Below are 25,914 nucleotides of genomic sequence, written 5' to 3' on the forward strand. Positions count from 1 at the left end.
AAGCTTAGACTGCGTCAAGTGCCGATTATGCTGCTGCCTGAATAGTTGTCTGGACTAGTACATCTGACACCATCGGACGCGCGCATGGAAGGATCCCGCGAGGATGACCATGTCACCGGAAACGGGCCGATACGGCGTTATGAGCCCGCCGCAGGTGGCCGAGGGGTGGCGACTCGAGCGGGTCACCGCGCCCAGCCGGCTGTTCGGCGCCAATGGTCTGTGCGCCGGTCCGGACGATCGCATCTACATCGCGCAGGTAACCGGTAGCCAGATCAGCGCGCTGGATCTGCGCACCGGGGACGTGGGTGTCGTGAGCCCCAAGGGCGGTGACATCGTTGCGCCCGACGACGTTGCTTTCGACAGCGGCGGCAATCTGTACACCACCGAGGTCATGGACGGCCGGGTGAGTGTACTGGACCCCAGTGGGCGCCCGCGGGTGCTGCGCGACGATATCCCGGCCGCCAACGGCATCACGTTTCACCAAGGACGGTTATTCATCAGCGAGTGCCGTGTGGGTGGACGCATCCTCGAAATGGATCTCGGCGGCGGTGAACCCCGCGTGCTGTTGGAGAATGTCCCGCTGCCTAACGCGATGGAGGTCGGCCCCGACGGCCTGCTGTACTTCCCGGTGATGGGCGCCAACCAGATCTGGCGCATCGATCTGGATGGTGGCGAACCACAGTGCGTTGCAGGAGATCTCGGTGTCCCAGATGCGGTGAAGTTCGATTCCGAGGGTTTCATCGTGTCCACCCAGGTGGCCAGCGGGCAGGTGCTGCGCATCGATCCGCGCAGCGGTGAGCGCAGCGTCCTCGCCGCGCTCAGCCCCGGGCTGGACAACCTCACCTTCGCCGGCGATCGGCTGCTGGTGTCGAACTTCACCGGCGAGATCACCGAGATTCTGCCCAGCGGTGCGACACGCGCCGTGTTGCCCGGCGGACTGAACTGGCCGCTGGACCTGGCGGTGGGCGATGACGCGAACCTCTACATCGCCGACGGCACGTTCTTCTACGTGCGACATCCGGATGCGAGGTTGCACGCGGTCGGGATGTTGTTCTCTCCGGGCTATCCCGGGTTCGTGCGCGGCGTGGCACCGGCCGGCGCCGGGCAGTTCGTGGTGACGACCTCGGGCGGTCAGGTGGCCCGCTACCGGCCCGCCGCCGGCGAGAGCGAGGTGTTGGTGGATGGATTCGATCAACTCTACGGTGTGGCAATCGCTTCATCAGGTATCGCGTTCGCCGAACTGGGCACCGGACGGGTGTTGTCGCTGCGCGCAGGCAGGGTCGAGACGCTGGCGTCCGGCCTGCATGAGCCGGTTGGTGTGGCGATTGCCGCCGACGGCTCTGCTCTGGTCACCGAATCCGGTGCCGGGCGGGTGGTCCGGCTGACCGGCTCACACCCAGAGCCGGTGCTCGACGAATTAGGCTGCCCCCAAGGTATTCTGGCGACTGACGGTCGGATCTACATCGTCGACGCCAGCGCCAAGGAGTTGATCGAATTCGACCTGGACACCGGGGCCCGCCGCACGATTGCCGCCGAGTTGCCGGTCGGAGCGCCGCCCGGTGTGGTGCCCAAACCGCTTAAAGGCTTACCGCCGTTCTCCGGCCCGCAGGGTCCATTCGCGGGGATCACAGCCGGGCCGGACGGCACCCTGTTTGTCTCCGCCGACGCGGAGGGCAGCGTCCTGGCATTGCACCCACCAGCTGCCGAGGATCGCCGGTGACCGTCAGCCCCACCGACCACCGCTACCTTCAGGTCGCGCGCACGCTGCGCAAGGAGATCGTCGAGGGAATTTACCCCGTAGGCACCCAGTTGCCCACTGAACATGAACTGTGCCAGCGGTTTAACGTGAGCCGCTACACCGTGCGGGAGGCGCTGCGCCGGCTCAGGGAAGACAACCTCGTCGTCTCGCGGCCGCGCGCGGGAACACTCGTCGTACCCCGCCCGGCGTCGAATTCGTATGCCCAGGATGTCAAGTCGATCAACGACCTGCTCGCTTTCGCGACCGGCACCCAGTTCGCCATCGACTCGACCGCAATGGTGAGCGTCAACGACGATCTCGCCGGGCACACCGGGTTGCCGGTGGGCACCCAGTGGCTGGCCATCCGCGGATATCGGCAGGCCGAGGAGGACTCGGCGCCGATCTGCCGCACTGAGTACTACATCAACCGGGCCTTCGCCGCGGTCGGCAGGTTACTGCAACGTCACACCGGCCCGGCTTTCCCACTGATCGAGGATCTGTTCGGAGTGAGTATCGTCGAGGTGCATCAGGAGATTGGCGCGGTGGTGCTCTCGCCCGGGGTGGCCGATCGGCTCAGGGTCGAGCCGGGAATCGCGGGGCTAGAGATCCGCCGCACCTACACGACGTCGGAAGGTGAGGTCGCCCAGGTGACGATCAACACGCATCCGTCCTCGCGTTTCCGGTATTCGATGACGATGCACCGGATCAAAGACTAGGTTACCGGTGACAGTGCACACCGCTGCTGACCCTTACGCCCGCGGGTGGTGGGTCAATAGCACACTGGCTGATGCGCTGCGCGAATCCGCGGAACGAACTCCACAGCGCGTGGCGGTGGTCGACGGCGCATGCCGTCTGGACTGCGGAAGCCTCTATTGTCAAGCGGCGACGCTGGCGCAGGCGCTGCTGGGGCGTATGCCGGTGGGCAGCGTGGTGTCGTTCATGCTGCCCAACTGGCACGAAGCGGTGGTCATCTACCTGGCCGCCACGCTGGCCGGGATGGTGGTGAACCCCATCCTGCCGTCGCTGCGAGATCGCGAGCTGCGGTTCATCCTCGGTGACGCCCAAAGCCGCATGATCTTTGTGCCATCCCGTTTCGGCCGCCGCGACTACATGCCCATGCTTAGCCGGGTCACGTCCGAGTTAGACACCCGCCCTGAGGTTGTCGTCGTGCGCGGTGATCCTGGCGATCACACCGCATACCCATCGCTGATCGATGAGCAGGCGCCGGCACGCGAGTTGCCGGCGCTGCAGGCCGACGCGGTACGTATGATTCTCTACACATCGGGTACCACGGGACGGCCGAAAGGTGTGCTCCATAGCCATAATTCATTGCACGCGTTGATTTGTCAGATCCAGGAGCATTGGCTGGTCGAGCCTGGCGACCGGTTCTTGGTTCCCTCCCCGATCGCTCACATCGGTGGTTCGATCTACGCCTTCGAATGTCCGCTTCTGCTCGGCACGACCGCGGTGCTGATGGATCGGTGGGACGCGGATGCTGCCGTGCGGCTCATGCAGGCCGAGCACTGCACTCATATCGCAGGAGCGACACCGTTTTTGGAGCAGCTCCTCGACGCGGCACAGCGGGCCGATACTCGGCTACCCGACCTGAAATTGTTCGTGTGTGGCGGCGCATCGGTACCCGCATCGTTGATCCGCAGCGCCGCAGCCTATTTCGAGCGAGCCGTCGTCACCCGCGTCTACGGCTCGACGGAGGTGCCCGTCACGACGATCGGCGCGCCGACTGACCCGGACCGCGCCGCCGACACGGATGGCCGTCCCGGCTTGGCTGAGGTCAAGATCGCTGCAGCTGACGACGCATCGGTCGGTGCAGGCGAGATTCTCGCCCGCGGACCCCAGATGCTGGTCGGATACCTGCATCCCGAGGACGAAGTAGAGTCGTTCGATACCGAAGGCTATTTCCGCACCGGGGACATAGGCCGCTGGGTTGACGGGCGGTATCTGGTCGTTACCGGCCGAGCCAAGGACATCATCATCCGCAAGGGCGAAAATATTTCGCCGAAAGAGATCGAGGACATCCTTATCGGTCATCCGGGCATCGCCGAGGTCGCTGTCGTCGGCCTGCCCGACGCGGCGACCGGCGAGCGGGCCTGCGCGGTGATCGTGCCCACCAGCGCACCGCCTCCCGACCTCGCCGCCTTGCGCGACTTTCTGGAAGCGCACGGCGTGGCTACGTTCAAAGTGCCGGAGCAAGTCGTCATCTGGGACGCCTTGCCGAAGAATGACGCGGGAAAAGTAGTGAAACAACACATCAAGGCGGCGCTTATGAAGGCGGACAGATGACATGCAGGTAGCGATCGTCACCGGCGCGAGCGGCGCCATCGGCTTTGGATGCGCGATTAAACTCGCCGGAGCGGGTGCCGCCGTGCTCGGAACGGGGCGGGATCGGAGCCGTCTGGACCAGCTGGAGAAGGCTATCGGCGATCCCGAGCGGGTCAGGACCGTGGCCGTGGATCTCACCGACGACGACGCGCCGCGCCGCATCGTGGATGCCGCTGTCGAACGCTGGGGCCGTGTCGACTTTCTGATCAACAACGCCGGGGTGGGCAGCCCCACCCCGCTGCACGATACCGACGACGAAACCCTGGACCATTTTCTCGGACTGATGCTGCGCGCACCGTTCCGTTTGGCACGGGATGTGTTGCCGCATATGCAGCCCGGCTCGGCCATCATCAATATCACATCGACATTCGCTGTGGTGGGAGGTTTGCGCGGCGGCGCCTACTCTGCGGCCAAGGGCGGACTGACAGCGCTGACCACCCATATTGCCTGTCAATACGGTTCGCGTGGAATCCGGTGTAACGCGGTGGCGCCCGGTGTGATCGAAACGCCCATGACCGAAGCCCGCCTGCGGGATCAGCGCTTCCGCAGACTCAATATCGAGATGACCCCACATCAGCGGCTGGGCACGGTCGAGGATGTGGCGAGCACTGTGGCGTTTTTGTGTTCGCCCGGCGGCAGTTTCATCAACGGGCAGACGATTGTGGTCGACGGTGGCTGGAGTTCCACCAGATACCTCTCGGAGTTCGCACTGACGTCGCAGTGGACGGCCCGGTGAATCTGTTCGCGGCGCCCGCATCGATGTCCGCACGGGCCGGCCGGTGCAGCCCTTTCCGCGTCGAGCCTCCTGTCAGGATCGAACTGACGACCGCTCGCTTACAAGGCGAGTGCTCTACCACTGAGCTAAGGAGGCCGGTCTGACGAAAGTCAGCGTATCGGCTCACTGATTCTGGTCGATGATGCGCTGGGAACGCACCGGTCGGGACGGTGAGCGGCGCGGCCAGGGCCGCGGCAACGGGATGCGCTCGGCGATGTTGCTCAGCGGGTTGACGACCATGGTCAGGGAGATGACCGCCTCTTGCAGGGTGGCGATGGCGGGTTCTAGCGCTTCCATCCCCGGGGCCAATCGGCTGAGGGTGTCGGCAACGTCCGCCAATTGTTCCAGCGGCCCGTTTTTCGCCGTCAGCTTGTCGACCAGGCCTCCCTCGGCGAGCAACCGGTCGGCCAGCCCATCCTCGGCCAGTACGCGTTCGATCAGCCCATCGTCGGCGAGCAGCTGATCCGCGATCCCGCCGGGCTTCAGCGCGCGCTCCAACACGCCGCCCTCCTCGGTGAGGCGATCGAGCAGGCCGCCCGGGGCGGTCAACACGTCGATCAACCCGCCGGGACGCAGCAGCCGGTCCACCGGGCCGTCGGGCGCCAGCGCGCGGCCCAGCGGGGCATCGTCGTCCAACAACTGAGCCAGCCGATTCGCCCGTGTGATCGCATCCTCGATCCCCAGCAGCTGAGCGACCGGATTCGACCTGTTCTGGGTGTGGCCGGGGCCTAGTGTGCGTCTCGCCAGCCCTACCGCCGAGGCTGCGACGCTCACGGTTACGTCGGCTGCCGCCAGCCCGACACGCGCAGGGGCGGTGACGATCGAAATCACGCTTTTGCCGAGGCTCATTCCCCGAGTGTATTCGCGCCGGTCGAGCCCACTCGTTTGCAGCATCGTCGAAGCATGCTGGCATCAGATTCACAGCTCGTGCACAGCTGTTGTCGAGGTTACTTTCAACCAAGTGCGAGGAAATTGACTTCATGACCGTGGCCACTACACGCGAAACCACCCCTGAGGCTCGTGTCCTGATCGTCGACGACGAGGACAATATTGTCGAACTGCTGTCGGTGAGCCTGAAATTCCAGGGTTTCGAGGTTTACACCGCAACCAACGGGCCCGCGGCGCTGGACCGGGCCCGGGAAACCCGGCCGGATGCGGTGATCCTCGATGTGATGATGCCGGGAATGGACGGTTTCGGGGTATTGCGCCGGCTGCGTGCCGACGGCATCGACGCGCCCGCGCTGTTCCTGACCGCCCGCGATTCGTTGCAGGACAAGATCGCGGGCCTCACCCTCGGTGGTGACGACTACGTGACGAAACCGTTCAGCTTGGAGGAAGTGGTCGCCCGATTGCGGGTCATCTTGCGACGCGCCGGCAAAGTGACCGGTGAACCGCGCAGCACCCGCCTGAAGTTCGCCGATATCGAACTCGACGAAGAGACCCATGAAGTATGGAAGGCCGGACAGCCGGTATCGCTGTCGCCCACCGAGTTCACCCTGCTGCGCTACTTCGTCATCAACGCGGGCACGGTGCTGAGCAAACCGAAAATCCTCGACCACGTCTGGCGTTACGATTTCGGTGGTGACGTCAACGTCGTGGAATCCTATGTTTCGTATCTGCGCCGCAAGATCGACACCGGCGAGAAGCGTTTGCTGCATACGCTGCGCGGGGTCGGATATGTGCTGCGGGAGCCGCGATGAGCAGCGATGCGCTTGTGTCACACGATGACGCGCCGTAGGCGAGCACAGGATGGGCAAATACCGTCGACAAGCGATGCCGCTGCGGGTGAGCCTGGTGGCGGCCACTCTGCTTCTTGTCGCGTGTGGCTTGCTGGTGCAGGGAATCGCGGTCACCTCGATCCTGCATCACGAGCTGTTTAACCGCGTCGACCAGACCCTGCTCGACGCGTCGCGCGGTTGGGCCCTGGCCCCACGGCGGGTACCTCCGCCCCCGGATGAGGGCCCTAACGCCGCCCGTCCGCCGTCAAACTTTTATGTGCGCGAGGTCGACCCGGATGGCCGCACCTCGGTGAGCGTCAATGATCGCAACGGCGAACCAGCACTGCCCGCTAACAACGACGTGGGCCCGAACCCGACGACAGTCGGCTCCGTCGACGGGTCGGGTGTGCAGTGGCGGGCCGTGTCGGTGCGTGGGCCCCGGGGCGGGTTTATCACTGTCGCACGCGACCTGTCCGATGTTCAGTCCACCATCCGGGCGCTGTTATGGTCACGGATCGCCATTGGGGCTGTTATATTGGCGATCCTCGGTGCGGCCGGATATTTCGTGGTGGATCGCAGTCTGCGGCCGCTGGCCGAAGTGGAACAGATCGCGGCGGCGATTGCCGCCGGTCAGCTGGATCGTCGTGTGCCCGAACGTGATCCGCGCACCGAGGTGGGCCGGCTGACGTTGGCGCTGAACGGTATGCTCGCGCAGATTCAACGGGCGCTGGCCTCCTCAGAGGCTTCGGCGGACAAAGCCCGCAGTTCCGAGGAGCGGATGCGCCGGTTCATCACCGACGCCAGCCACGAACTGCGGACCCCGCTGACCACGATCCGCGGTTTCGCGGAACTGTACCGTCAGGGCGCCGCCCGCGACATGGAGATGCTGATGTTGCGGATCGAAAGCGAAGCACGCCGGATGGGCCAGCTGGTCGACGACTTGCTTTTGCTGGCGCGGCTGGACGCACACCGGCCGTTGGAACGGCATCGGGTGGACCTGCTGGCGCTGGCGACCGACGCCGTGCACGATGCACAGGCGATCGCCCCCAAGCGCAAGATCACGATGGAAGTCTTTGACGGTCCGGGCACCCCGGAGGTGCTCGGCGACGAGTCCCGGTTGCGCCAGGTGTTGAGCAACCTGGTGGTCAACGCGCTGCAGCACACCCCGGAAAGCGCTGATGTCACCGTCCGGGTTGGCACTGTCGGCGACGATGCGGTGGTGGAGGTGGCCGACACCGGCCCCGGTATGAGCCAACAGGACGCGTTGCGGGTTTTCGAACGGTTCTACCGCACCGACTCGTCGCGGGCGCGCTCCAGCGGCGGCACCGGGTTAGGGCTGTCGATTGTCGACTCGCTAGTACATGCCCATGGCGGTGACGTTACGGTGACCACCGCCCCCGGAGAAGGCTGCCGCTTCTGCGTCTCCTTGCCGCGCGTCGCCGATGTTCCTGCGCAGGTGGGCTGATATTCACCCCAGTTCGGCGAGCGCCGCCTTGATCTTGGTCTGCGCCTCATCGAGTGATTCCGGTGAGGGGTGGCGGTCGACGTTGGCGAAGCCGAAGTCACTGAGGTGCCGGGTCGGGAAGACGTGGACATGTAGGTGCGGCACCTCCAGCCCGGCGATAATCACCCCGGCCCGCTCGGTGCCGAACGCCCGGCACACCGCCTTGCCGATCAGCTGGGCCACCGCCATGATGCGGCCGAACAAGGCGCTGTCGACTTCCTGCCAGTGGTCGATCTCGGCGCGCGGCACCACGAGTGTATGTCCTTGTGTCATCGGCTCGATTGTCAGAAAGGCGACGGTCTCGTCGTCCTCGTAGACGAAGCGGGCGGGCAGTTCTCCGTTGATGATCTTAGTGAAAACGGTGGCCATGACTGTCAGCATATGAGCCCCGCCGTTGTTCGTCGGCAGTGATGCTCGTGTGAGCGTCCCGGCATTTCGCCGGGCGAGCCAGCACATAAGACTGCACATCACCCCGGCCGAGACGCAGCGTCAGGGCGAAAGAGGTTGTGCAGCTCCTGCACCGACCATGGCGGTGAGTCGTGGTGATCGCGGTAACCGATGACCGCAGGGGTAGGCCGCGGCAAGCGGCCGACAAATCCACCCGCTGCGACAAGGATTTCGCCGGTCAGATGGGCAGCGAGATTGCTGGCCAGATACACATACAGCGGCGCGGTGTAATCCGGCGGCGCGGCATCAAGCGCGGCGCGCATCGTGGCCTCATCGACAAGACCGCGGCGGTGCAGGTCTGTGATCTGAGCTTCGTACTGCGGCCCGCTCGACAACCGTGTCCTGGCCCCAGGGCACACCACATTAGCGCGCACCCGGCGTTGTTTCAGCTCAGCGGCAATCGCCAAGGTCAGGCTGGTGACCGCGCCCTTGCCGGCCGGATACCCTGTGCCGCCGTAGTCACCCAAAAACGCAAATGAGCCGGTGTTGACGATGCTGCCAGCGCCCTGCTCGACCATCCTGGGTGCTGCGGCGCGGCACGTCGCGAACACGGTGCCCAGGTGCGCCTCGAGCAGTTCATCGAACTCGGCCGGACTGATATCGACGATCGACGAACCCACCGGCTCGGCGATGCCCGCACAGTTCACTAGAATATGGATTCCGCCGAATTCACCAATGCACTTGTCGATCAACGCTTCTGCTGCTGCCTGATCGGACGGCGAACCGGCGTGCGCGATCGCCCGGCCACCGCATGCGGTGATCGCGTCGGCGGCTTTACCGGCGGCGCCGGGGTCGCGACCGTTGACCACCACGCCGGCACCGTGTCGTGCCAGCAGGGCGGCAACCGCTGCGCCGATACCGCGGGAGCCGCCGACCACCACAGCGCCCTGGCCGGCCAGCAGGTCGGTCACACGTCTGCGCCGAATGTCATAGCGTCCATGTTCCAATAGCCGCGCATATTGGTGATTAAGCCGGCGTTGTTCACCCGGTAGGTGAACACCCCGCGTACAGTGCTGGTGACTCCGTTGTCAAACACGCTGCGCAGCAGCAGGATGTGCGCGATCTCATGGGGAGAGCTGGACGGGAACGTCTCTTCGCAGGTAATTGTCAGTTGATTCGCCGCGATGTTGGCGTCATAGAACGCGGCAACCGCATCCTTACCCCGTGCGCCCTGCCCGTCGGGGTTGGTAGGCGCCTTGCCGATCGGGTCTTCGATGACGATATCGTCGGCCATCAGTGCCAGCCAACCCTCCCGGTCGTGGGCTTGCACGCACCGCCACGAAGCCTGCGAGGCAATAAGTGCCGGTGACTGCTCAATCGTTTCCTGGGACACTTTTCTCTCCTCTCCCGTCAGATGGCACAAGCGACACGTGCGCCATCCTCGGTGGCCTTGCGGATGAGACCAAGGCCGGTGCAATCACCGGCGGCACGCACATCGGCGCCGGGCATGCCGGCCACCAGGGCGTCGAACAACGTGGTGTCGGGTTCCAGTCTTCCGGCCACCACGACGCTATCGGCGGACAGTTCGCGGGTCGCGCCTGCCGCAGGTGTGAAAACGACGCTTCGGGGTGTGATCCGTTCGACGGGTGCCTGGACGTGCACGGTGACGCCCAGCCTGTCGAGACGATTCATGTGCTCGGTTCTGCGCTTATCGCCGACTTCAGCGGCTATCGTCGCGCCGGGCTCAAGTACCGAGACGAGACGTCCACGGCTGGCGAGAAACTCGGCCAATTCAAGAGCAACCAGGTCAGCGCCGATGATGGCGACCCGCCGACCGAACGGCATCCAGGCTCGGGTCGCGGCGCGCACCGCCCCGGGGCGCACCAGACGCTGGCGCCACCCGCCCAGCAGCCGGGCACTGAGCCGCGCCCAGGCCGGATCCGTCGGTCCGGCATGGCCGCCGAGCAGTTCCCGCAGCGCCGGTCCGCTGCATACGTGCGGGAGATCATCACCGGGGATTGTCGGCAGGACAACCCGGCCACCGGTCGCAACAACCACCGCCTCCGGCGCGAACTCGACGATCTCGCCGACTGAAACAGCATGGCCCAGATGCACTTTGACAGTACTCAAGTCGATTTCTTGAAGAAGATACTGCAAAAACGGCTCGTTCTCCGGATGCAGGATTGACGCCCAGCGCAGTGAGCCGCCCAGCTGGCCGGTGCGCTCGAACAGCGTCACCCGGTGCCCGCGTTCGGCGGCGACCCGGGCAGCTTCCAGGCCCGCAGGTCCACCGCCGATCACCGCCACCCGCTTGGTCTGCGAGGCCCGCCTTACCGCCAGTTCACGTTCCTTGCCGGTGCGGGGATTGACCGCGCAGTCAACCGAAAACCGCTGTTCCATGGCGTCAATGCAGTTTTCGCAGGAGATGCATTTGCGCACCCGGTGCACCTGTCCGGACGCCACTTTGCGGAGCAGGTCGGCGTCGGCGAGCAGCGGACGTCCCATCGCGATGAAATCAGCCCGCCCGTCGGCCAGGATTTTCTCCGCCCGCAGTGGGTCGTGGATGCGGCCCACAGCAATCACCGGGACGTCGACCACTTCTTTGACCGCGGCTGCAGCACCGACGTTGAGCTCATCGCCGTCGTCGGCGCCGTTGACCATCTGCGTGACCAGCCGATCGATGACTCCTCCACTGACATGAAAAGCGTCCACCCCGGCGGCCACGAGTTGTGGCGCCATCTGCGCGGTTTCATAAATCGGCCGTCCGCCGGCTACGCGCTCATACCCGGAGACGCGCAGCGTGATCGGCAGCGCGTCGCCGATTTCCGAGCGGATCGCGGCCAGTGCCTCCAGCACCACCCGAAAACGCCCCGCCACCGCATCGCCGCGATAGTCGTCAGTCCTCCTATTACGCTGCGGGGCAAGGAAAGAACCCAACAGCATGTAGCCGTGGGCGGCGTGCAGCTCGATGCCGTCATATCCGGCCTCGGCGGCGCGTCGCGATGCCGCCTTGAACAAGTCGAGCACGTCGACAAGTTGCTGTTTGGTGATCTCGGCCGACGGGCGGCCGGTCAGATATGACGGAATCACCGATGGTCCCAGTGCCGTGACGCCATGTATCTCGGGTCCGAGGCTATCGGGGCCGGCGTGCACGATTTGCGGCTGGATTTTGGCACCGTGTTCGTGCACCGCCTGCACTAGCGCGCGGTGCGCCTTCACGGCGGTGTCGGTCCCCAGCTGCAGGCCGCCGGGAGTTTCCGGATGTTTAGGGTCGATCCCGGTGGCGCCTAACGTGATCAGCCCCACTCCTCCCCGAGCGCGCGCGGCGAAGTAGTCGCAGGTGCGCGGCGACGGCAGACCGTCGGATGTCCCGTACATGGTCTCCATCGGAGACATCACCAGCCGGTTGCGCACCGACATGGTGCCGATCCGTCCCGGCCGCAGGAGATGAGGAAATGTGTTCACCGCGACGATCGCAGGCGCTGAGAAACCGGGGCGCTGTCAGCGGGCAGAGCAAAGCGGCCCGCGAATGCCCGCAGCGGCAGGTCCGCGCTGGTAATGATGCCGGGCGGTGCATCCACGACCGCCCGGATCGCGTTAAGCGCAGGCATGCCGGTGACGGTCATGCCGACGGATGCGAACGCTTCCGGGCTCGAGAAGTCGCTGCCTGCCTTGGGCAAGATCTGATGTTTGCTGTAGATGCACGGATCACCCTGGATCTTGGTAATGTAGCAGCCCTGAATATCCCAGTGCGGCATCGTGTGTGGTGTCATCTGCCATTCCAGATGTAACTCCACGCGCGGTAGCCCGCCAACCATGCCGACATATTGAAACGCTGCACCGCCCAGCGAGCCGGCCGGCAAACGGTACCATCCCAGATCCACGTCTTTGGTGCACGCACCCAGCTGGTAGGAGAATCGGACCTCGTCTAAGGCGATCCCGAGGCAGTCGGCCATCATCCGCACCCCGTCTTCGAACACCCGCGTTCCCAGCTCCAGCAGGCGCGGGGTCTCGGGGTCGTCAACGGACCGGCCAAATCCGCAGTTCTTCCACGTCGGTGCGGAGTGGTGACAGGAGACATCCACCGATTCGATGCAGGTGACGTTTTGGATATCGGCGACGTCGGCGCTGTGCACGATTGTGAGGATCTGCGCCAGACCCGGATTCATTCCAGTCCCGTAAAAAGTTGAATTCCCGCGCAAGCACGCGGCTTGCAGGATCTCGGATTCGGTGCGGTCGTCGGGGAACCGGTGATTGTTGTCGCGGTGATGCCCGGTGACCCAGTCCGCGGTGGTGACGATATTGATACCCGCCTCGAGCACCCGCCGGTAGAGTGCGACATCCGGCCACACCCCGTGGAAGGTCACGCAGTGGGGACGGGCGGCGATGATCTGGTCGACCGACCCGGTGGCGATGACGCCGATGGGCCCGATCCCTGCGATCCGCCCGGCGTCCTGGCCGATTTTCTCAGGCGAATAGCAATGCAGTCCGACAAGTTCCAGTTCTGGATGGCGAGCTATCCGCTTGATCATTTCGGTGCCGACGTTCCCGGACGCCACCTGAAACACTCGCAGCGGCGCGGCCACAGCGCCTACCTGTCAGCGTCAGTGTAACGGATAATGCCGCGAATGTTCTTGCCGTCCAACATATCTTGGTAACCATCGTTGATCTGCTCCAGCTTGTACTGCCGGGTGATCATGTCGTCGAGGTTAAGTTTGCCCGCCTGGTACATCGACAACAACTGCGGAATGTCGTACTGCGGGTTACCGCCACCGAAGATGGTGCCTTGCAGGTTCTTCTGCATCAGGGTCAGCATCGCGAGGTTTAGCGTCACCTGGGTATCCAACAGGCTGCCGATGGCGGTCAGCACACACGTACCGCCCTTGGCGGTGATGTTCACATAGCTGTCGATATCGGCACCTTTAAGTTCACCGACGGTGATGATCACCTTCTTGGCCATCAGACCGTGGGTGACTTCCGCAATGCCCATCAGCGCGGCTTCGATATCCGGATACACGTGAGTGGCACCGAATTTCAGAGCCTGGTCGCGTTTCCATTCCACCGGCTCGACGACGAAGATGTAGCGGGCACCGGCGTTAACCGCCCCCTGCAGCGCTGCCATGCCGACCCCGCCGACGCCGACGATGGCGACATCGTCTCCAGGCCGGATGTCCGCCGTGTGGGTCGCCGACCCATAGCCGGTGGTGACACCGCAGCCGACCAGGCAGGCGACTTCAAAGGGCACCGAGGGGTCGATTTTCACCACAGAGCTTTCATGCACCACCATGTACGGGGAGAACGTGCCCAACAGTGTCATCGGGTACACGTTTTGGCCGCGGGCCTGAATGCGGAACGTCCCGTCGCTCACCGCTGCGCCGTTGAGCAGCCCTGCGCCTAGATCGCACAGGTTACGCAACCCGGCCTGGCAGGACTGGCATTTGCCGCAGGACGGGATGAACGACAACACCACGTGGTCGCCCTCGGCGAGGTCCTCGACACCGGGACCCACCTCGGTGACGATGCCCGCGCCCTCATGCCCGCCCAGCACCGGGAAGCCGGCCATCGGGATCCCGCCGGTTACCAGATGGTGGTCGGAATGGCACATCCCGGCCGCCTCCATCTGGATTTTGACCTCGTGCTCGCGCGGGTCACCGATCTCAATTTCCTCGACCGACCACGGCTGGTTGAACTCCCAGATCAGCGCGCCCTTTGTCTTCACCGTGAACCTGCTTTCATCGGAGGTTTTGTACCGACAGCGTAGTGATGTGGGTCTCAGTGAGTATGCCCGGGTGGCGAGGTCGGCCGGGGAGGCGCTGCGCTACCACAACGGCACCGGGGCCTTGCCCAGCGGATAGTAGCCGGGCACCTTCTCGCCGGCGATGCTTCGTTCGATGCGCTTGTGCATGCCCGCCGACAGTTCACCCGCTTTGATCAAATCCGCGTAGAGCGCCGACACGTGACCGAAGTCGAAAAAATCGCGTTGCCAGCTCCATTTGCCGCCACCCGCGTACCGAAACCAGCTGCCACCGATCCCATACACCTCTCGTCCCGCACCCTCGGCAGCCCCTGCTGGTGGGGGGGCAACCTGTTTCCAGAAGCCGACTACTTCGCCTTGCCTGTCGTCGATGATCACTTTCTGGTAGGGGTAGCGCCAGCCCTGCAGGCCTTCCATCTCTTGACCGAGTGCAATATCGCGGATCTCGTCGATGCCGATGCACATGACGTCTTCTTTGGGCCCGATGTTCCAGCCGTAGGTCGCGTCGTCGGTATAGAAATCGGCGAGAATGCGCCAGTCCCCGCGCCGCTCCGCTTCGCGGTTGGCCTCCAGCCAGCGCCCGACGACGTCTTCGAGTTCTTCGCGGGGGAATCCTGCCACGGCTAGTCTCCTGTCTCCTGGATGGACAGCGCCTGGGTGGGACAGGCCCACACGGCCTGTTCGATCTGTTTGCGAGCCTCGTCAGGGGGCTCGTCGTCGAGAATCTCGACCTGACCGCGTTTGGGCACCCGAAAGTAATCGGGCGCTTCCAATTCGCACATTGCGTGTCCCTGGCACAGATCCAGATCCGCTTTCACTCTGTACCCCACAGTCAGCTCCTTCTCCGACGGCGGTAGCGCACCCGGGCCGGCTGGACGAGCTGCACCACCATCTTCGAGTGGTCGTTGCGGTAGGTCTCCGAAGGCTGTGCCATCTCGAACTCGTATTCCCGCAGCAACACCGAAAAGATCGCTTTGATCTGCATGGTCGCGAACGCGGCCCCCACGCAGCGATGCCGGCCGGCGCCGAACGGGATCCAGGTCCAGCGATTGAGCAGATCCTCCTGACGCGGCTCCTCGTAGCGCTCCGGCACAAACTCGTCAGGATCGGGGAAGTCTTCCGGGATCCGGTTGGAAACTGCCGGTGAGACCGCCACCAGGTCACCGGAGTGGATCGGATACCCTTTGACCACAAATTCGCCCTTGGCCACCCGCATCAGGATGATCAGCGGCGGATGCAGCCGCAGTGTTTCTTTGAGCACATTGTCCAGCCGTGGGATCTGGCGCAGGGCATGGAAACTCACCGGCTGACCGTCGGCATAGAGCTCATCGAGTTCTGCGATTACCCCGGCGTAGACATCAGGGTGCCGCATCAACTCGATCAGCGTCCAGGATGCGGTGCCGGAGCTGGTGTGATGCCCGGCGAACATCATCGAGATGAACGTCCCGGTAATCTCGTCGGCGGAAAACCGGGGGCTGCCGTCATCGTTTTTAACGGTGATCAAGACGTCGAGCATGTCGCGGTCGCTTTTGTCCGCCGGTGGGTTGGCCATGCGGCTGGTCATAATGTCCTGGACCAGCACCACCAATGCTTTGCGGGCTTCGTCGCGTCGGCGGAAGCTCTCGATCGGCAGGTAGGGGTCGACGTAGCACAAGGGGTCAGTGCCGCGCTCCAGTTCGTGATAGAGGTGAGCGAACCGCGAATCAAGCTGCTCGCGGAACTTGGTGCCGATCAGGCAGGCTGTCGATGTGTAAATGGTCAACTCGGCGAAGAAGTCCAGCAGATCGATCTCACCGCTTTCCCCCCAGCCCGCGATCATCCGGCGGACCTCGCGCTCGATGGTGGTCGCGTGGCCTTTCATCTGCTCGCCGCGCAGCGCGGAGTTGTGCAGCATCTCTTTGCGCCGCTCCGGGCTGGCGTCAAACACGACGCCTTTACCGAAGATCGGTGTCATGAATGGGTAGGCCTCGGCCTGGTCGAGCTCATCGTCGGCGGCCCGGAAGAAGAACTCATTGGCTTCCGCTCCCGAGAGCATGACAACGTCTTTACCCGCTAATTGAAAGACCCCGACATCACCGCACTCCTGGCGGACTCGTTTCATCAACCCGATCGGATCGGTGCGAAACTCCTCAAGATGGCCGTGTTCCTCGCTGCCACCCGAGACCCGTGGTACGGCAACAACACTCATATCTTCGGCATCCCCTCTCCACGCCGGCCTGATCGCTCAGCTTCGCCGCCGGCCGTTTGACCCCACGTCGCCGACGCATCCAGCTTCAGTTCGTGGCGCTCCGGCGGCGCGTCCGTCAGCGGCGCCTCCGGCTGGATCTCCATGTTGACCACGAACGAGCCCCGCGGCGTTTCAGCAACGAACGCGATAGCCCGCGCGATGTCACTGGGACGCAGAAAGTAGTTGTGGCGGGCCTGACCCCACTTCGCCCAGTCTTCGAGCATCGGACCCACCTGTTCGGCGGAAAGCTGCCAGCCCATACCGGTCAGTGTCGGCCCGGGATGCACGATCGACGCGCGGACGCCGGTGCCCTCTAGCTCCATCTGCAAATTGGTGACCATGGCGATCAGGCCTGCTTTGGCGGCGCCGTAGGCTCCCATGTGCGGTCGTTGGCGCAGCGCGACATCGGAGCCGACGAAGATGACGTCACCGCGGCGCCGCGCCACCATGTCCGGCAGCACTGCGGTGGCCAGCCGGTTGGCGCCGACCAAATGGATGTGAATCTGTTCGGTGAAGGCCTCGGTGCTGATTTCGTGCAGCCGCCCAGGCAACATGTCACCAGCTCCCGACACCAGCACCTCGATCTCACCGAGCGCATCAATGGACTGTGCCACAAAGGATTTCACGGAGTCCGCATCAGTGACGTCGAGCGGGAACGCCACCGCCTCGCCCCCGCCCGCGCGGATCTCGGCAACCAGTTCGTTGAGCTTGTCGATGCGCCGGGCACCCAGTGCGACGGGGAAGCCCCGGCCGGCGAGTTCAATGGCCGTCGCCGCGCCAATGCCTGACGACGCACCTGCGACGATGGTGGGACGGCGGGCCGGATGAGGTTCGAAGCGCGGCATTTACGCAAGCTCCACGGTGATCGGCAGGCACGCGAACCCACGCACATTGCTGGAGTGGACACGCACGGCGTTGGGCTCGTCCACCTGATAGTCACGGATCCGATCCAAGAATTCTTCCAGCGCGACCCTGGCCTCCATCCGAGCCAGGTGCGCCCCCAAGCAGAAATGTGCGCCGCTGCCGAAACTTACTAGTTTCGAACCGATCTCGCGCCCGACACGGTACTCGTCAGGGTTGTCGAACACTCGGTCATCGCGGTTGGCCGAGCCCGGCAGCAGCAACAACACATCGCCTTTGGGGACAGTGGTGTCATAAATCGTGAGATCCTGGGCGACGGTGCGGGCCAGAATCTGGCTGGAGGTGTCGTAACGCAGGGTTTCCTCCACCCACAGCGGGATCCGGGAGTGATCGGCGAACACCGTGGCCAGCTGATCGGGGTTGCGCGCAGCCCAAAAGACGGCATTGCCCAGCAGTTTGGTGGTGGTCTCGTTGCCGGCGACGACCATGAGGAAAAGAAACGCCACCACCTCCTGGTCGCTGAGCCGGTCGCCATCGAGTTCGGCCTGCAGTAGTGCCGAGGTCAAGTTGTCGGCGGGGTTTTGGCGGAACTCGTTGATCAGGTCGAAGTAGTAGACCATGAGCTCGGCCGACGCCTGGACCGCCGACTCGGGTACATCGGCGACCCCGTCGTCGCGATGCAGCACACCATCTGCCAGCGCGCGGATGCGGGGCCGGTCGGCTTGCGGGACGCCCATGAGTTCGGAGATCACATCCATCGGCAGCTTGCCGGCGAATTCGGCGATGAAGTCGAAGCTTCCCGATCCGTCCGCCTGCAGCGCGTCGTCCAGGTGGGCACGGGCCAGCTCGCGCACCCGCGGTTCGAGTTCACGAATCCGCCGTGGTGTGAAGCCTTTGGAGACCAGGGTGCGCAGGCGCAAATGGCCGGGGTCATCCATGGCCAGAAACGACATCACCTTGTGGGCATCAGGATTACGGGAAACGGGATCCAGCGAAACGCCATAGGCGTTGGACAGCGCAGTGCTGTTGCGAAAGCCCTGTAGCACGTCCTGATGCCGTGACAGTGCCCAGAAGTTGAGCTCATCGTTACGGTACAGCGGAGCCTCGTCCCGCAGCCGCCGGTAGTACGGGTACGGATCCTCGTGGAACTGGTAGTCGTAGGGGTCAAGCACGAGTTCGTCAGGGCGGTCACCCACGTGGATGTTCATTGGTCTGCTCCGGCCGGGTGCCTTGTTTCTCGGGGGCGCTCGGGGCCGTCGGGCAGGATCAGTCCCACCACGTAGGCCAGCCGGTCGGCGATCTGGTGATAGGTGAAAGCGCCGCTGCCGGCCTGGACCAGAGCACCGAAAAAGGCCATCTCCAGGGCGAACACCGTGCGCGGGTCGGCATCGGGTCCAATCGCCGAGGTGATGCGCCGATGGATCTCCGCACCGATCCGGTCGCGGACGCTGCGCACCGCAGGATCAGCGCCGCCGCCAAGGAGTGCCGTTGTGCACGCGGCGGCCACCTCGGGCTCGTCGGCGACCACCAGCGCCAGGTGCCGCAGCGCCTTGTCCACCCGGGCCGGCATGGGATCGTTCACATCGGTGAAGTACGGGACTTGCCGGACCAAATCCAGGTAGATCTCGGCAATGAGGTGGTTCTTCGACGAGAAATAGGTGTATGCGGTCGCCGGGGCCACTTTGGCGCGGGCGGCAACCGCACGCACGGTCAAGTCGGTATAGGACGTCTCCCGCAGAGTCTGCAAACCCGCTGTCAGCACTTTGCGGAAGGTCTCTTCCTGCCGGCGGTTGCGAGGAATGTCGCCAGACTTGTCACCGGCCTCAGATGTGATCACAACCGCAGCTTCGCTGGACACATGTCCAGATTATCGGATGCGCGTGGAGCGAATCAAGTGCTGCCGATGAAAATCCTAGTGAACAGGCGATTCTCTGCTCCTGGGGATAGCCACGAAGGTCGGCTCTTGCACCGCCGATGGTCGGAGAGCTATGGTTCGACAGAATGAATTCGGACAAGTGTCTACTCTATCGCGCAGGGTAGAGGCGGGAGCGGGAAATGGCGTTACTGGCCGATGGCACAAGTGCACTGCTGATCGACGGCAAACTGGTGCCCGGCAGCTCGGGCACGTTCCCGACTCTTAATCCGGCCACTGAGGACGTGCTCGGGACGGCTGCAGATGCCGACGCCGAAGACATGGGCCGGGCGATCGAAGCCGCTCGGCGTGCCTTCGACGAGACCGACTGGTCGCGTAACACGGCGTTGCGGGTGCGCTGTGTACGCCAGTTGCGTGCGGCGCTGCGCGAGCACGTCGAGGAGCTCCGCGAGATCACCATCGCCGAGGTGGGCGCACCGCGGATGCTGACGGCGACTGCCCAGCTCGAAGGACCCATCGAGGACCTGGGGTTCTCCGCGGACACGGCCGAGTCCTACCAGTGGAATCAGGATCTCGGCCAGGCTGCCCCGATGGGCATTCCCACCCGGCGCACCATTGCGCGCGAGGCCGTCGGTGTGGTCGGAGCGATCACCCCGTGGAATTTCCCGCATCAGATCAACCTCGCCAAGCTTGGTCCGGCGCTGGCTGCGGGTAACACCGTCGTGTTGAAACCCGCGCCTGACACCCCGTGGTGCGCGGCGGCGCTCGGCGAGCTCATCGCCGGGCACACTGATTTTCCACCCGGTGTCGTCAACATTGTCACCTCCAGCGACCACAGCCTGGGGTCGCTGTTGGCCAAAGATCCACGGGTGGACATGGTTTCGTTTACCGGTTCGACGGCCACCGGCCGCAGCGTGATGACCGACGCCGCCGCCACCATCAAGAAAGTGTTCCTGGAACTGGGTGGCAAGTCCGCGTTCGTCGTGCTTGACGACGCTGACCTGGCTAGTGCGTGCTCGGTGTCGGCGTTCTCGGTATGTATGCATGCCGGTCAGGGGTGTGCGATCACCACTCGGCTGCTGGTGCCGCGGGCCCGCTACGACGAGGCTGTTGCTACGGCCGCGGCGACCATGTCGTCGATCAAGCCCGGCGATCCGTCCGACCCCGGCACGGTGTGCGGGCCGCTGATCTCGGCGCGTCAACGCGACCGGGTACAGGGCTACCTCGATCTCGCCGTCGCCGAGGGCGGAACGTTCGCCTGTGGCGGTGGCCGGCCCGCGGACAAGGCGGTCGGCTTTTTCATCGAGCCCACTGTGATCGCCGGCCTGACCAACGAGGCTCGGGTTGCCCGGGAGGAGATTTTCGGCCCGGTGCTGACTGTGATCGCGCATGATGGCGACGACGACGCGGTGCGCATCGCCAACGACTCGCCCTACGGGCTTTCCGGCACCGTGATGAGCTCCGACCCCGACCGCGCCGCCAGCGTGGCGGCGCGATTGCGGGTGGGCACTGTCGCCGTCAACGGCGGAGTGTGGTACTCGGCGGACGCACCGTTCGGCGGCTACAAGCAGTCCGGTATCGGCCGCGAGATGGGTCTGGCCGGATTCGAAGAGTACCTGGAGACGAAACTGATTGCGACAGGAGTCCAATGATCGCGCGGAGTCGGAATTGCGTCGCGGGCGCGAACAGGGGCGCCCTAACCGGCCACTGAGCAGAGAGGAAAGCATGCGATTCGCAAACAAAGTGGCCATTGTCACCGGTGCGGCCCAGGGCATCGGGTTGGTCTACGCACAGGCGCTCGCTCGTGAAGGCGCGTCGGTCGTGGTCGCCGACATCAACGCCGACGCCGCCGAGGGGGCCGCTAAGCAGATCGTCGCCGACGGTGGCACGGCGATCCATACCCCGGTCGACGTGTCCGACCCGGATTCGGCCACGGCGATGGTCGATCGCACCGTTGCCGAGTTCGGCGGCGTCGACTACCTGGTCAACAACGCCGCGATCTACGGCGCGATGAAACTCGACCTACTGCTGACGGTGCCGTTCGACTACTACAAGAAGTTCATGAGCGTCAACCTCGATGGGGCACTGGTGTGCACGCGAGCGGTGTACCGGCAGATGGCCCGGCGGGGCGGTGGTGCGATCGTCAACCAGTCGTCGACGGCAGCGTGGCTGTACTCCAACTACTACGGCCTGGCCAAAGTCGGTATCAATGGGCTGACCCAACAGCTGTCCCGTGAACTCGGCGGGATGAATATCAGGATCAACGCTATCGCGCCCGGCCCGATCGACACCGAAGCCACCAGGACCGTCACCCCGGGCGAGATCGTCAAGGACATGGTCAAGCAGATCCCGTTGTCGCGCATGGGCACACCAGAGGATCTGGTGGGATTGTGTCTGTTCCTGTTAAGTGATTCGGCATCGTGGATCACCGGCCAGATCTTCAATGTCGACGGCGGACAGATCATCCGCTCATGAGTGAACAGGTGAAGCTGGGCTACATCGGACTGGGCAACATGGGTGCACCGATGGCCCGCCGCCTGCTCGACTGGCCGGGCGGCTTGACGGTCTTCGACGTGCGATCCGACGCCATGGCACCTTTCGCCGACGCCGGCGCCACCGCGGCGACCACCGTCGCCGATGTTGCCGACGCCGACATCATCAGCGTGACTGTGCTCGACGACGCGCAGGTGCGCGAGGTGATCGCCGGTGAGAACGGGCTGGCGCACCACGCCACACCGGGCACCATCATCGCCGTCCACTCGACAATCAGCGATAGCACCGCGGTCGCATTGGCGAGGCAGCTGGAACCCGAGGGAATCCACGTCATCGACGCCCCGGTCAGTGGCGGCGCGGCAGCGGCCACCAAAGGGGAGCTGGCAACCATGGTCGGAGCCAGCAACGAGGTTTTCACCCGGATCCAGGAGCCGTTCTCCCGCTGGGCGTCGCTGGTGATCCACGCCGGTCCGCCGGGCGCGGGGACACGAATGAAGCTGGCACGCAACATGATCACTTTTATCTCGTATGCGGCTGCGTGTGAAGCGTCGATGCTCGCCGAGGCAAGCGGCCTGAACCTTCACGACCTCGCCAAGGTGGTGCGGCACACCGACGCGCTGACCGGGGGCGCGGGAGCAATCATGTTGCGTGACACCATGAAACCCCTTGAGCCAGAACACTTCCTCTACCAGCCTTTCCTGCATACTCGCGGGCTGGGGGAGAAAGATCTGAGCCTGGCGTTGGGGTTGGGCGAGGCGTTGTCGGTGCAATTGCCGCTGGCCCAAGTGGCACTCGAGCGGTTGGCGGACGGTCTGGGGGTACCCCACACCGCGACGGAGTCCCCGTAGACCGGAGAGGAGAAACGCGATGGACGAATTGCGCCGCAAAGGCTTGGAAAAGATGAACGAGGTCTACGCCTGGGACATGCCCGACATGCCGGGCGAGTACTTCGCCTTGACCGTCGAGCATCTTTTCGGCCGCATCTGGACCCGGCCCGGACTGTCGATGCGTGACCGCCGGATGGCGGTAATCGCGGTCCTGACGGCCCAGGGTCAGGAAGACCTGCTCGAGGTTCAGGTCAACGCCGTCCTGCACAACGAGGAATTGAGTCTCGATGAGCTGCGCGAACTCGCGGTGTTCATCACCCATTACGTCGGCTTCCCGCTGGGGTCGAGGCTCAACAGCGCCATCGAGCGAGTCGCGGCCAAACGCAAGAAGGCGGCCGAGAACGGCGTGCCGGCCGACAAGAAGTCCAATGTCGCCGAGGTCCTCGCCAAGGAGTCCGGCCAATCGGGCTAACCTGATGTCTCGTGCGTGTCCTGGTGATCGGGTCCGGTGCCCGCGAACATGCGCTGCTGTTGGCGCTCCGCAAAGACCCGCAGGTCGACGGACTTGTTATCGCTCCCGGTAACGCCGGCACCGCTCTGATCGCCGATCAGCACCAGGTCGACATCACCTCCGGTGATGAGGTTGCGGCGCTGGCCCGCCGCGTGAAGGCCGATATGGTGGTCATCGGCCCTGAGGTACCTTTGGTACTCGGCGTGGCCGATGCTGTACGCGCTGATGGCATCGTCTGTTTCGGGCCCACTAAAGAGGCGGCCCGGATCGAAGGTTCCAAAGCATTCGCCAAAGAAATCATGGCAGCGGCCGGTGTTAGCACCGCTGCAAGCGAAATCGTCGATAATCCAGCATATTTGGATAGGGCGCTGGACCGGTTTGGGCTGGCCGTCGGCGAACCTGCCTGGGTGGTTAAAGATGACCGGCTGGCCGCCGGTAAGGGTGTAGTAGTGACCCCGGATCGTGCTATCGCGCGTGCCCACGCGGCCAGACTGCTCGAATCTGGGCATCCGGTGCTGCTGGAGTCCTATCTGGACGGGCCCGAGGTATCGCTGTTCTGTGTGGTCGACGGCATGACGGTGGTGCCACTGCTGGCGGCGCAGGATTTCAAGCGGGTCGGTGACGGGGACACGGGGCCTAACACCGGTGGAATGGGCGCTTACGCGCCTTTGCCGTGGCTGCCGGAAGGCATCTGCGCTCAGATTGTCACTGAAATCGTGGAACCTGTGGCGGCCGAGCTTACCCGGCGCGACTGTCCGTTCCAGGGCCTGCTCTACGCGGGGCTGGCGATCACCAAAAATGGTCCGGCTGTGGTCGAATTCAATTGCCGTTTTGGTGATCCCGAGACGCAATCGATCCTGGCGCTGCTGGACTCACCACTGGGGCAGCTGCTTTATGCCGCGGCCACCGGTGAGCTGGCTGCTTTTGGCGCACTGCGCTGGCGCGACGGCGCGGCCGTGACCGTGGTGCTGGCTGCGGAAAACTACCCTAACCATCCCCGGCTTGGCGACGTCATCATCGGGTCGGACGCCGATGGAGTGCTGCATGCCGGCACGACGCGGCGCGGAGACGGGACAGTCGTGTCCTCCGGCGGGCGCGTGCTGTCGGTGGTGGGCACCGGTACCGACCTATGTGCCGCCCGCTCGGCGGCTTACCGCATTCTCGAGTCGATTCGTTTGCCCGGCGGGCACTTTCGCACTGACATCGCCCTACTGGCCGCTGAAGGCAAAATTCACATCTAAGCCCAGCCGGCTCGCGCACGCCGCGGAATTCCCGGGGGCTCGGGACCCTCAGTGCGGCCTGGGTGCGGCGGGCTAGCAGCCGGCGGCTTGGCCGTCCCGGCGCGGGTCACTGGCGGCGAAATACCCATCGTCGAGCCGCCAGATCGCCTGGCAGCTACCGAAGTCGTTGTAGTCATCCACAACCACCAGCTGGTGGCCGCGGCGGTGCAGCTCGTCCAGCGTTGACTGCGGTAAACCGGGCTCACAGCAGAGCTGCATACCCTGCAGCCACCGGAACCTGGGCCCGTCGCAAGCCGTCTGCGGGTTCTGGCCGTAGTCGGCGATGCGCACCACCATCTGCACATGGCCCTGGGGCTGCATCGTGCCGCCCATCACGCCGAAGCTCATTACCGGCGCGCCGTCCCGGGTCAGGAAACCGGGGATGATCGTGTGGTAAGGACGCTTGTTCGGCCCGACTTGGTTCGGATGCCCGCGCGTCACGGCGAAACTCGAGCCACGGTTCTGCAGGGCGATGCCGGTCCCGGGCACCACGACGCCCGAGCCGAATCCCATGTAGTTCGACTGGATCATCGACACCATCATCCCGGCGGCGTCGGCGGCGGCGAGATACACGGTGCCCCCGCCCGGCTGTCCGGCAGATGCCGGCGTGGCCCGGTTGAGGTCGATGAGCGTCGCCCGGTGCCGCAGATACTCGCTGTCGAGCAGTTGCTGTGGTGCCAGCGGCATATGACCGATATCGGCGACGTAGGTGTGCGCGTCGGCGAAGGCGAGCTTCAGCGCTTCGATCTGCAGATGCAGACTGTCAGCAGAATCGACGGGGAACGAGCCGATGTCGAAGTGCTCAAGAATGCCTAGCGCTATCAACGCGACGATGCCCTGGCCGTTGGGCGGAATCTCGTGGACGGTGTAGCCGCGGTAGGCTGCGCTGACCGTACCGACCCAGTCGGGGCGATGCGTGGCGAGGTCACTGGCGCGAAGGGCGGCGCCGTGGGCGGCGGCGTGCGCCTCGAGTTCTGCCGCGAGTTCACCGCGATAGAACGCCTCGCCGTTGGTCATGGCGATGGTCTCGAGCGTAGCCGCATGGTCGGGGAACCTGACCAGTTCACCGGGTTTGGGTGGCCGTCCGCGCGGCAGGAACACCTCGGCGAACCCGGGCTGGGATTCACATATCGGTGCCTGCGCCGCCCACTGCGCCGCCACTGTCGGTGAGACCAGAAATCCGTTGCGGGCGTAGGTGATTGCGGGCTCGAAAACACGGGTGAACGGTAGCTTTCCGAACTTCGCGTGTAGTTCCACCCATGCCGACACCGCACCGGGCACGGTGACTGAATCCCAGCCCAGGGTGGGCACTGCCCGCCCGCCGAAGTACTCCGGCGTCCACGCGGCCGGAGAGCGGCCTGACGCGTTCAGCCCATGCAGTCGCTGACCATCCCAGACGATGGCGAAGGCGTCCGAGCCGATGCCGTTGGACACCGGTTCGACCACGGTGAGTGTGATAGCGGCGGCGAGAGCCGCGTCGACCGCGCTGCCGCCCTCACTGAGCATCCGAAGGCCCGCTTGTGCGGCAAGCGGCTGCGAGGTGCACACAACGTTTTGCGCCAGAACCGGTTTCCGCGGCCACGCATAGGGCAACTCCCAAGAGAAAGGCACAGTCACCGCCGGAC

Annotated in this window: 24 protein-coding genes, 1 tRNA gene and 1 pseudogene; 11 read left to right on the plus strand and 15 right to left on the minus strand. The window is 64.5% G+C overall.

Translation table 11 applies throughout. The annotated features are described in order from the left end of the window. Positions 1-103 precede the first annotated feature (103 nt). The 4 genes from G6N08_RS08325 to G6N08_RS08340 are packed head-to-tail and all read left to right on the plus strand — an operon-like array spanning position 104 to position 4,814. Complete coding sequence (locus G6N08_RS08325) at positions 104-1,720, plus strand: Vgb family protein (RefSeq protein WP_246216642.1); 1,617 nt, start codon at positions 104-106, stop codon at positions 1,718-1,720. Continuing rightward, positions 1,717-2,454, plus strand: coding sequence for a GntR family transcriptional regulator (locus G6N08_RS08330; protein ID WP_163756014.1), 738 nt, complete (start codon positions 1,717-1,719; stop codon positions 2,452-2,454). The genes G6N08_RS08325 and G6N08_RS08330 overlap by 4 nt, the downstream gene beginning before the upstream one ends. A gap of 7 nt (positions 2,455-2,461) precedes the next feature. Then, positions 2,462-4,039 (plus strand): AMP-binding protein, encoded by a 1,578-nt coding sequence (locus G6N08_RS08335; RefSeq protein WP_163756016.1) that lies wholly within the window; start codon positions 2,462-2,464, stop codon positions 4,037-4,039. A 1-nt stretch (position 4,040) separates the two neighbouring features. Beyond that, positions 4,041-4,814, plus strand: coding sequence for an SDR family NAD(P)-dependent oxidoreductase (locus G6N08_RS08340; protein ID WP_163756018.1), 774 nt, complete (start codon positions 4,041-4,043; stop codon positions 4,812-4,814). Positions 4,815-4,877: 63 nt separating this feature from the next. Here G6N08_RS08340 and G6N08_RS08345 read toward each other — a convergent pair. Both G6N08_RS08345 and G6N08_RS08350 read right to left on the minus strand, forming a co-directional pair. Continuing rightward, a tRNA-Thr gene (locus G6N08_RS08345) sits at positions 4,878-4,949 on the minus strand. A 27-nt stretch (positions 4,950-4,976) separates the two neighbouring features. Beyond that, positions 4,977-5,702, minus strand: coding sequence for a hypothetical protein (locus G6N08_RS08350; protein WP_163756021.1), 726 nt, complete (start codon positions 5,700-5,702; stop codon positions 4,977-4,979). Between the two features lie 131 nt (positions 5,703-5,833). Here G6N08_RS08350 and G6N08_RS08355 point away from each other — a divergent pair, with 131 nt between their 5' ends. Further along, positions 5,834-6,553 (plus strand): response regulator transcription factor, encoded by a 720-nt coding sequence (locus G6N08_RS08355; protein WP_163756023.1) that lies wholly within the window; start codon positions 5,834-5,836, stop codon positions 6,551-6,553. Positions 6,554-6,626: 73 nt separating this feature from the next. Continuing rightward, a complete protein-coding gene (locus G6N08_RS08360) occupies positions 6,627-8,036 on the plus strand; it encodes a sensor histidine kinase (protein ID WP_371868970.1) in 1,410 nt (469 codons plus the stop codon). 3 nt (positions 8,037-8,039) lie between these two features. Here G6N08_RS08360 and G6N08_RS08365 read toward each other — a convergent pair whose 3' ends face one another. From G6N08_RS08365 to G6N08_RS08420, 12 genes and pseudogenes are all read right to left on the minus strand, one after another. After that, a complete protein-coding gene (locus tag G6N08_RS08365) occupies positions 8,040-8,444 on the minus strand; it encodes an HIT family protein (RefSeq protein WP_163756027.1) in 405 nt (134 codons plus the stop codon). A gap of 98 nt (positions 8,445-8,542) precedes the next feature. Beyond that, the gene (locus G6N08_RS08370; RefSeq protein ID WP_246216643.1) at positions 8,543-9,433 is read right to left on the minus strand and encodes an SDR family NAD(P)-dependent oxidoreductase; all 891 of its coding nucleotides are present in this window, start codon (positions 9,431-9,433) and stop codon (positions 8,543-8,545) included. After that, positions 9,430-9,840 (minus strand): nuclear transport factor 2 family protein, encoded by a 411-nt coding sequence (locus G6N08_RS08375; protein ID WP_371869007.1) that lies wholly within the window; start codon positions 9,838-9,840, stop codon positions 9,430-9,432. The genes G6N08_RS08370 and G6N08_RS08375 overlap by 4 nt, the downstream gene beginning before the upstream one ends. 32 nt (positions 9,841-9,872) lie before the next feature. Continuing rightward, positions 9,873-11,927 (minus strand): FAD-dependent oxidoreductase, encoded by a 2,055-nt coding sequence (locus G6N08_RS08380; RefSeq protein ID WP_163756031.1) that lies wholly within the window; start codon positions 11,925-11,927, stop codon positions 9,873-9,875. Continuing rightward, positions 11,924-12,994, minus strand: a complete 1,071-nt coding sequence (locus tag G6N08_RS08385) for an NAD(P)H-dependent amine dehydrogenase family protein (RefSeq protein WP_174813286.1) — start codon at positions 12,992-12,994, stop codon at positions 11,924-11,926. The genes G6N08_RS08380 and G6N08_RS08385 overlap by 4 nt, the downstream gene beginning before the upstream one ends. Before the next feature lie 59 nt (positions 12,995-13,053). Beyond that, positions 13,054-14,181 (minus strand): NDMA-dependent alcohol dehydrogenase, encoded by a 1,128-nt coding sequence (locus G6N08_RS08390; RefSeq protein ID WP_163756035.1) that lies wholly within the window; start codon positions 14,179-14,181, stop codon positions 13,054-13,056. 99 nt (positions 14,182-14,280) lie between these two features. Continuing rightward, entirely contained in the window at positions 14,281-14,838 is a 558-nt protein-coding gene (locus G6N08_RS08395; RefSeq protein WP_163756037.1) for a nuclear transport factor 2-like protein, read from the minus strand. Positions 14,839-14,840: 2 nt separating this feature from the next. Next, positions 14,841-15,047: a ferredoxin Fdx gene (fdx, locus tag G6N08_RS08400; RefSeq protein WP_163756038.1), complete on the minus strand. Its 207-nt coding sequence runs from the start codon at positions 15,045-15,047 to the stop codon at positions 14,841-14,843. A 2-nt stretch (positions 15,048-15,049) separates the two neighbouring features. Next, a complete protein-coding gene (cyp51, locus tag G6N08_RS08405; protein WP_163756040.1) occupies positions 15,050-16,405 on the minus strand; it encodes a lanosterol 14-alpha demethylase in 1,356 nt (451 codons plus the stop codon). Between the two features lie 80 nt (positions 16,406-16,485). Further along, a pseudogene (locus G6N08_RS08410) lies at positions 16,486-17,289 on the minus strand (SDR family oxidoreductase); the annotation flags it as partial. Next, positions 17,290-18,513 (minus strand): cytochrome P450, encoded by a 1,224-nt coding sequence (locus tag G6N08_RS08415; protein ID WP_163756045.1) that lies wholly within the window; start codon positions 18,511-18,513, stop codon positions 17,290-17,292. Next, positions 18,510-19,163 (minus strand): TetR family transcriptional regulator, encoded by a 654-nt coding sequence (locus G6N08_RS08420; protein ID WP_163756048.1) that lies wholly within the window; start codon positions 19,161-19,163, stop codon positions 18,510-18,512. Before G6N08_RS08420 ends, G6N08_RS08415 begins: the two co-directional genes overlap by 4 nt. Positions 19,164-19,360: 197 nt before the next feature. Here G6N08_RS08420 and G6N08_RS08425 point away from each other — a divergent pair, with 197 nt between their 5' ends. The 5 genes from G6N08_RS08425 (at position 19,361) to purD (ending at position 24,250) form a co-directional block, all read left to right on the plus strand. After that, complete coding sequence (locus G6N08_RS08425; protein ID WP_163756050.1) at positions 19,361-20,830, plus strand: aldehyde dehydrogenase; 1,470 nt, start codon at positions 19,361-19,363, stop codon at positions 20,828-20,830. Positions 20,831-20,903: 73 nt separating this feature from the next. Continuing rightward, a complete protein-coding gene (locus G6N08_RS08430; RefSeq protein ID WP_163756052.1) occupies positions 20,904-21,653 on the plus strand; it encodes an SDR family oxidoreductase in 750 nt (249 codons plus the stop codon). Then, positions 21,650-22,519, plus strand: a complete 870-nt coding sequence (locus tag G6N08_RS08435; RefSeq protein WP_163756053.1) for an NAD(P)-dependent oxidoreductase — start codon at positions 21,650-21,652, stop codon at positions 22,517-22,519. The genes G6N08_RS08430 and G6N08_RS08435 overlap by 4 nt, the downstream gene beginning before the upstream one ends. Positions 22,520-22,538: 19 nt before the next feature. Then, positions 22,539-22,970, plus strand: a complete 432-nt coding sequence (locus G6N08_RS08440; protein ID WP_163756055.1) for a carboxymuconolactone decarboxylase family protein — start codon at positions 22,539-22,541, stop codon at positions 22,968-22,970. Between the two features lie 11 nt (positions 22,971-22,981). Continuing rightward, entirely contained in the window at positions 22,982-24,250 is a 1,269-nt protein-coding gene (gene purD, locus G6N08_RS08445; RefSeq protein WP_163756058.1) for a phosphoribosylamine--glycine ligase, read from the plus strand. A gap of 72 nt (positions 24,251-24,322) precedes the next feature. Here purD and G6N08_RS08450 read toward each other — a convergent pair whose 3' ends face one another. Further along, a complete protein-coding gene (locus tag G6N08_RS08450) occupies positions 24,323-25,906 on the minus strand; it encodes a gamma-glutamyltransferase family protein (RefSeq protein ID WP_163756060.1) in 1,584 nt (527 codons plus the stop codon). Between the last annotated feature and the right edge of the window lie 8 nt (positions 25,907-25,914).

Origin of the sequence: Mycobacterium botniense (assembly GCF_010723305.1) — a bacterium.
Lineage (GTDB): Bacteria > Actinomycetota > Actinomycetes > Mycobacteriales > Mycobacteriaceae > Mycobacterium > Mycobacterium botniense.

Bases quoted from the DNA above. Each gene is read 5' to 3' on its own strand.
- G6N08_RS08340 (WP_163756018.1), top strand. From the start codon at position 4,041: ATGCAGGTAGCGATCGTCACCGGCGCGAGCGGCGCCATCGGCTTTGGA.
- G6N08_RS08425 (WP_163756050.1), top strand. From the start codon at position 19,361: ATGGCGTTACTGGCCGATGGCACAAGTGCACTGCTGATCGACGGCAAA.
- G6N08_RS08435 (WP_163756053.1), top strand. From the start codon at position 21,650: ATGAGTGAACAGGTGAAGCTGGGCTACATCGGACTGGGCAACATGGGT.
- cyp51 (WP_163756040.1), bottom strand. From the start codon at position 16,405: ATGAGTGTTGTTGCCGTACCACGGGTCTCGGGTGGCAGCGAGGAACAC.
- G6N08_RS08355 (WP_163756023.1), top strand. From the start codon at position 5,834: ATGACCGTGGCCACTACACGCGAAACCACCCCTGAGGCTCGTGTCCTG.
- G6N08_RS08350 (WP_163756021.1), bottom strand. From the start codon at position 5,702: ATGAGCCTCGGCAAAAGCGTGATTTCGATCGTCACCGCCCCTGCGCGT.
- G6N08_RS08385 (WP_174813286.1), bottom strand. From the start codon at position 12,994: ATGATCAAGCGGATAGCTCGCCATCCAGAACTGGAACTTGTCGGACTG.
- G6N08_RS08440 (WP_163756055.1), top strand. From the start codon at position 22,539: ATGGACGAATTGCGCCGCAAAGGCTTGGAAAAGATGAACGAGGTCTAC.
- G6N08_RS08325 (WP_246216642.1), top strand. From the start codon at position 104: ATGACCATGTCACCGGAAACGGGCCGATACGGCGTTATGAGCCCGCCG.
- G6N08_RS08430 (WP_163756052.1), top strand. From the start codon at position 20,904: ATGCGATTCGCAAACAAAGTGGCCATTGTCACCGGTGCGGCCCAGGGC.
- G6N08_RS08360 (WP_371868970.1), top strand. From the start codon at position 6,627: ATGCCGCTGCGGGTGAGCCTGGTGGCGGCCACTCTGCTTCTTGTCGCG.
- G6N08_RS08365 (WP_163756027.1), bottom strand. From the start codon at position 8,444: ATGGCCACCGTTTTCACTAAGATCATCAACGGAGAACTGCCCGCCCGC.
- G6N08_RS08415 (WP_163756045.1), bottom strand. From the start codon at position 18,513: ATGAACATCCACGTGGGTGACCGCCCTGACGAACTCGTGCTTGACCCC.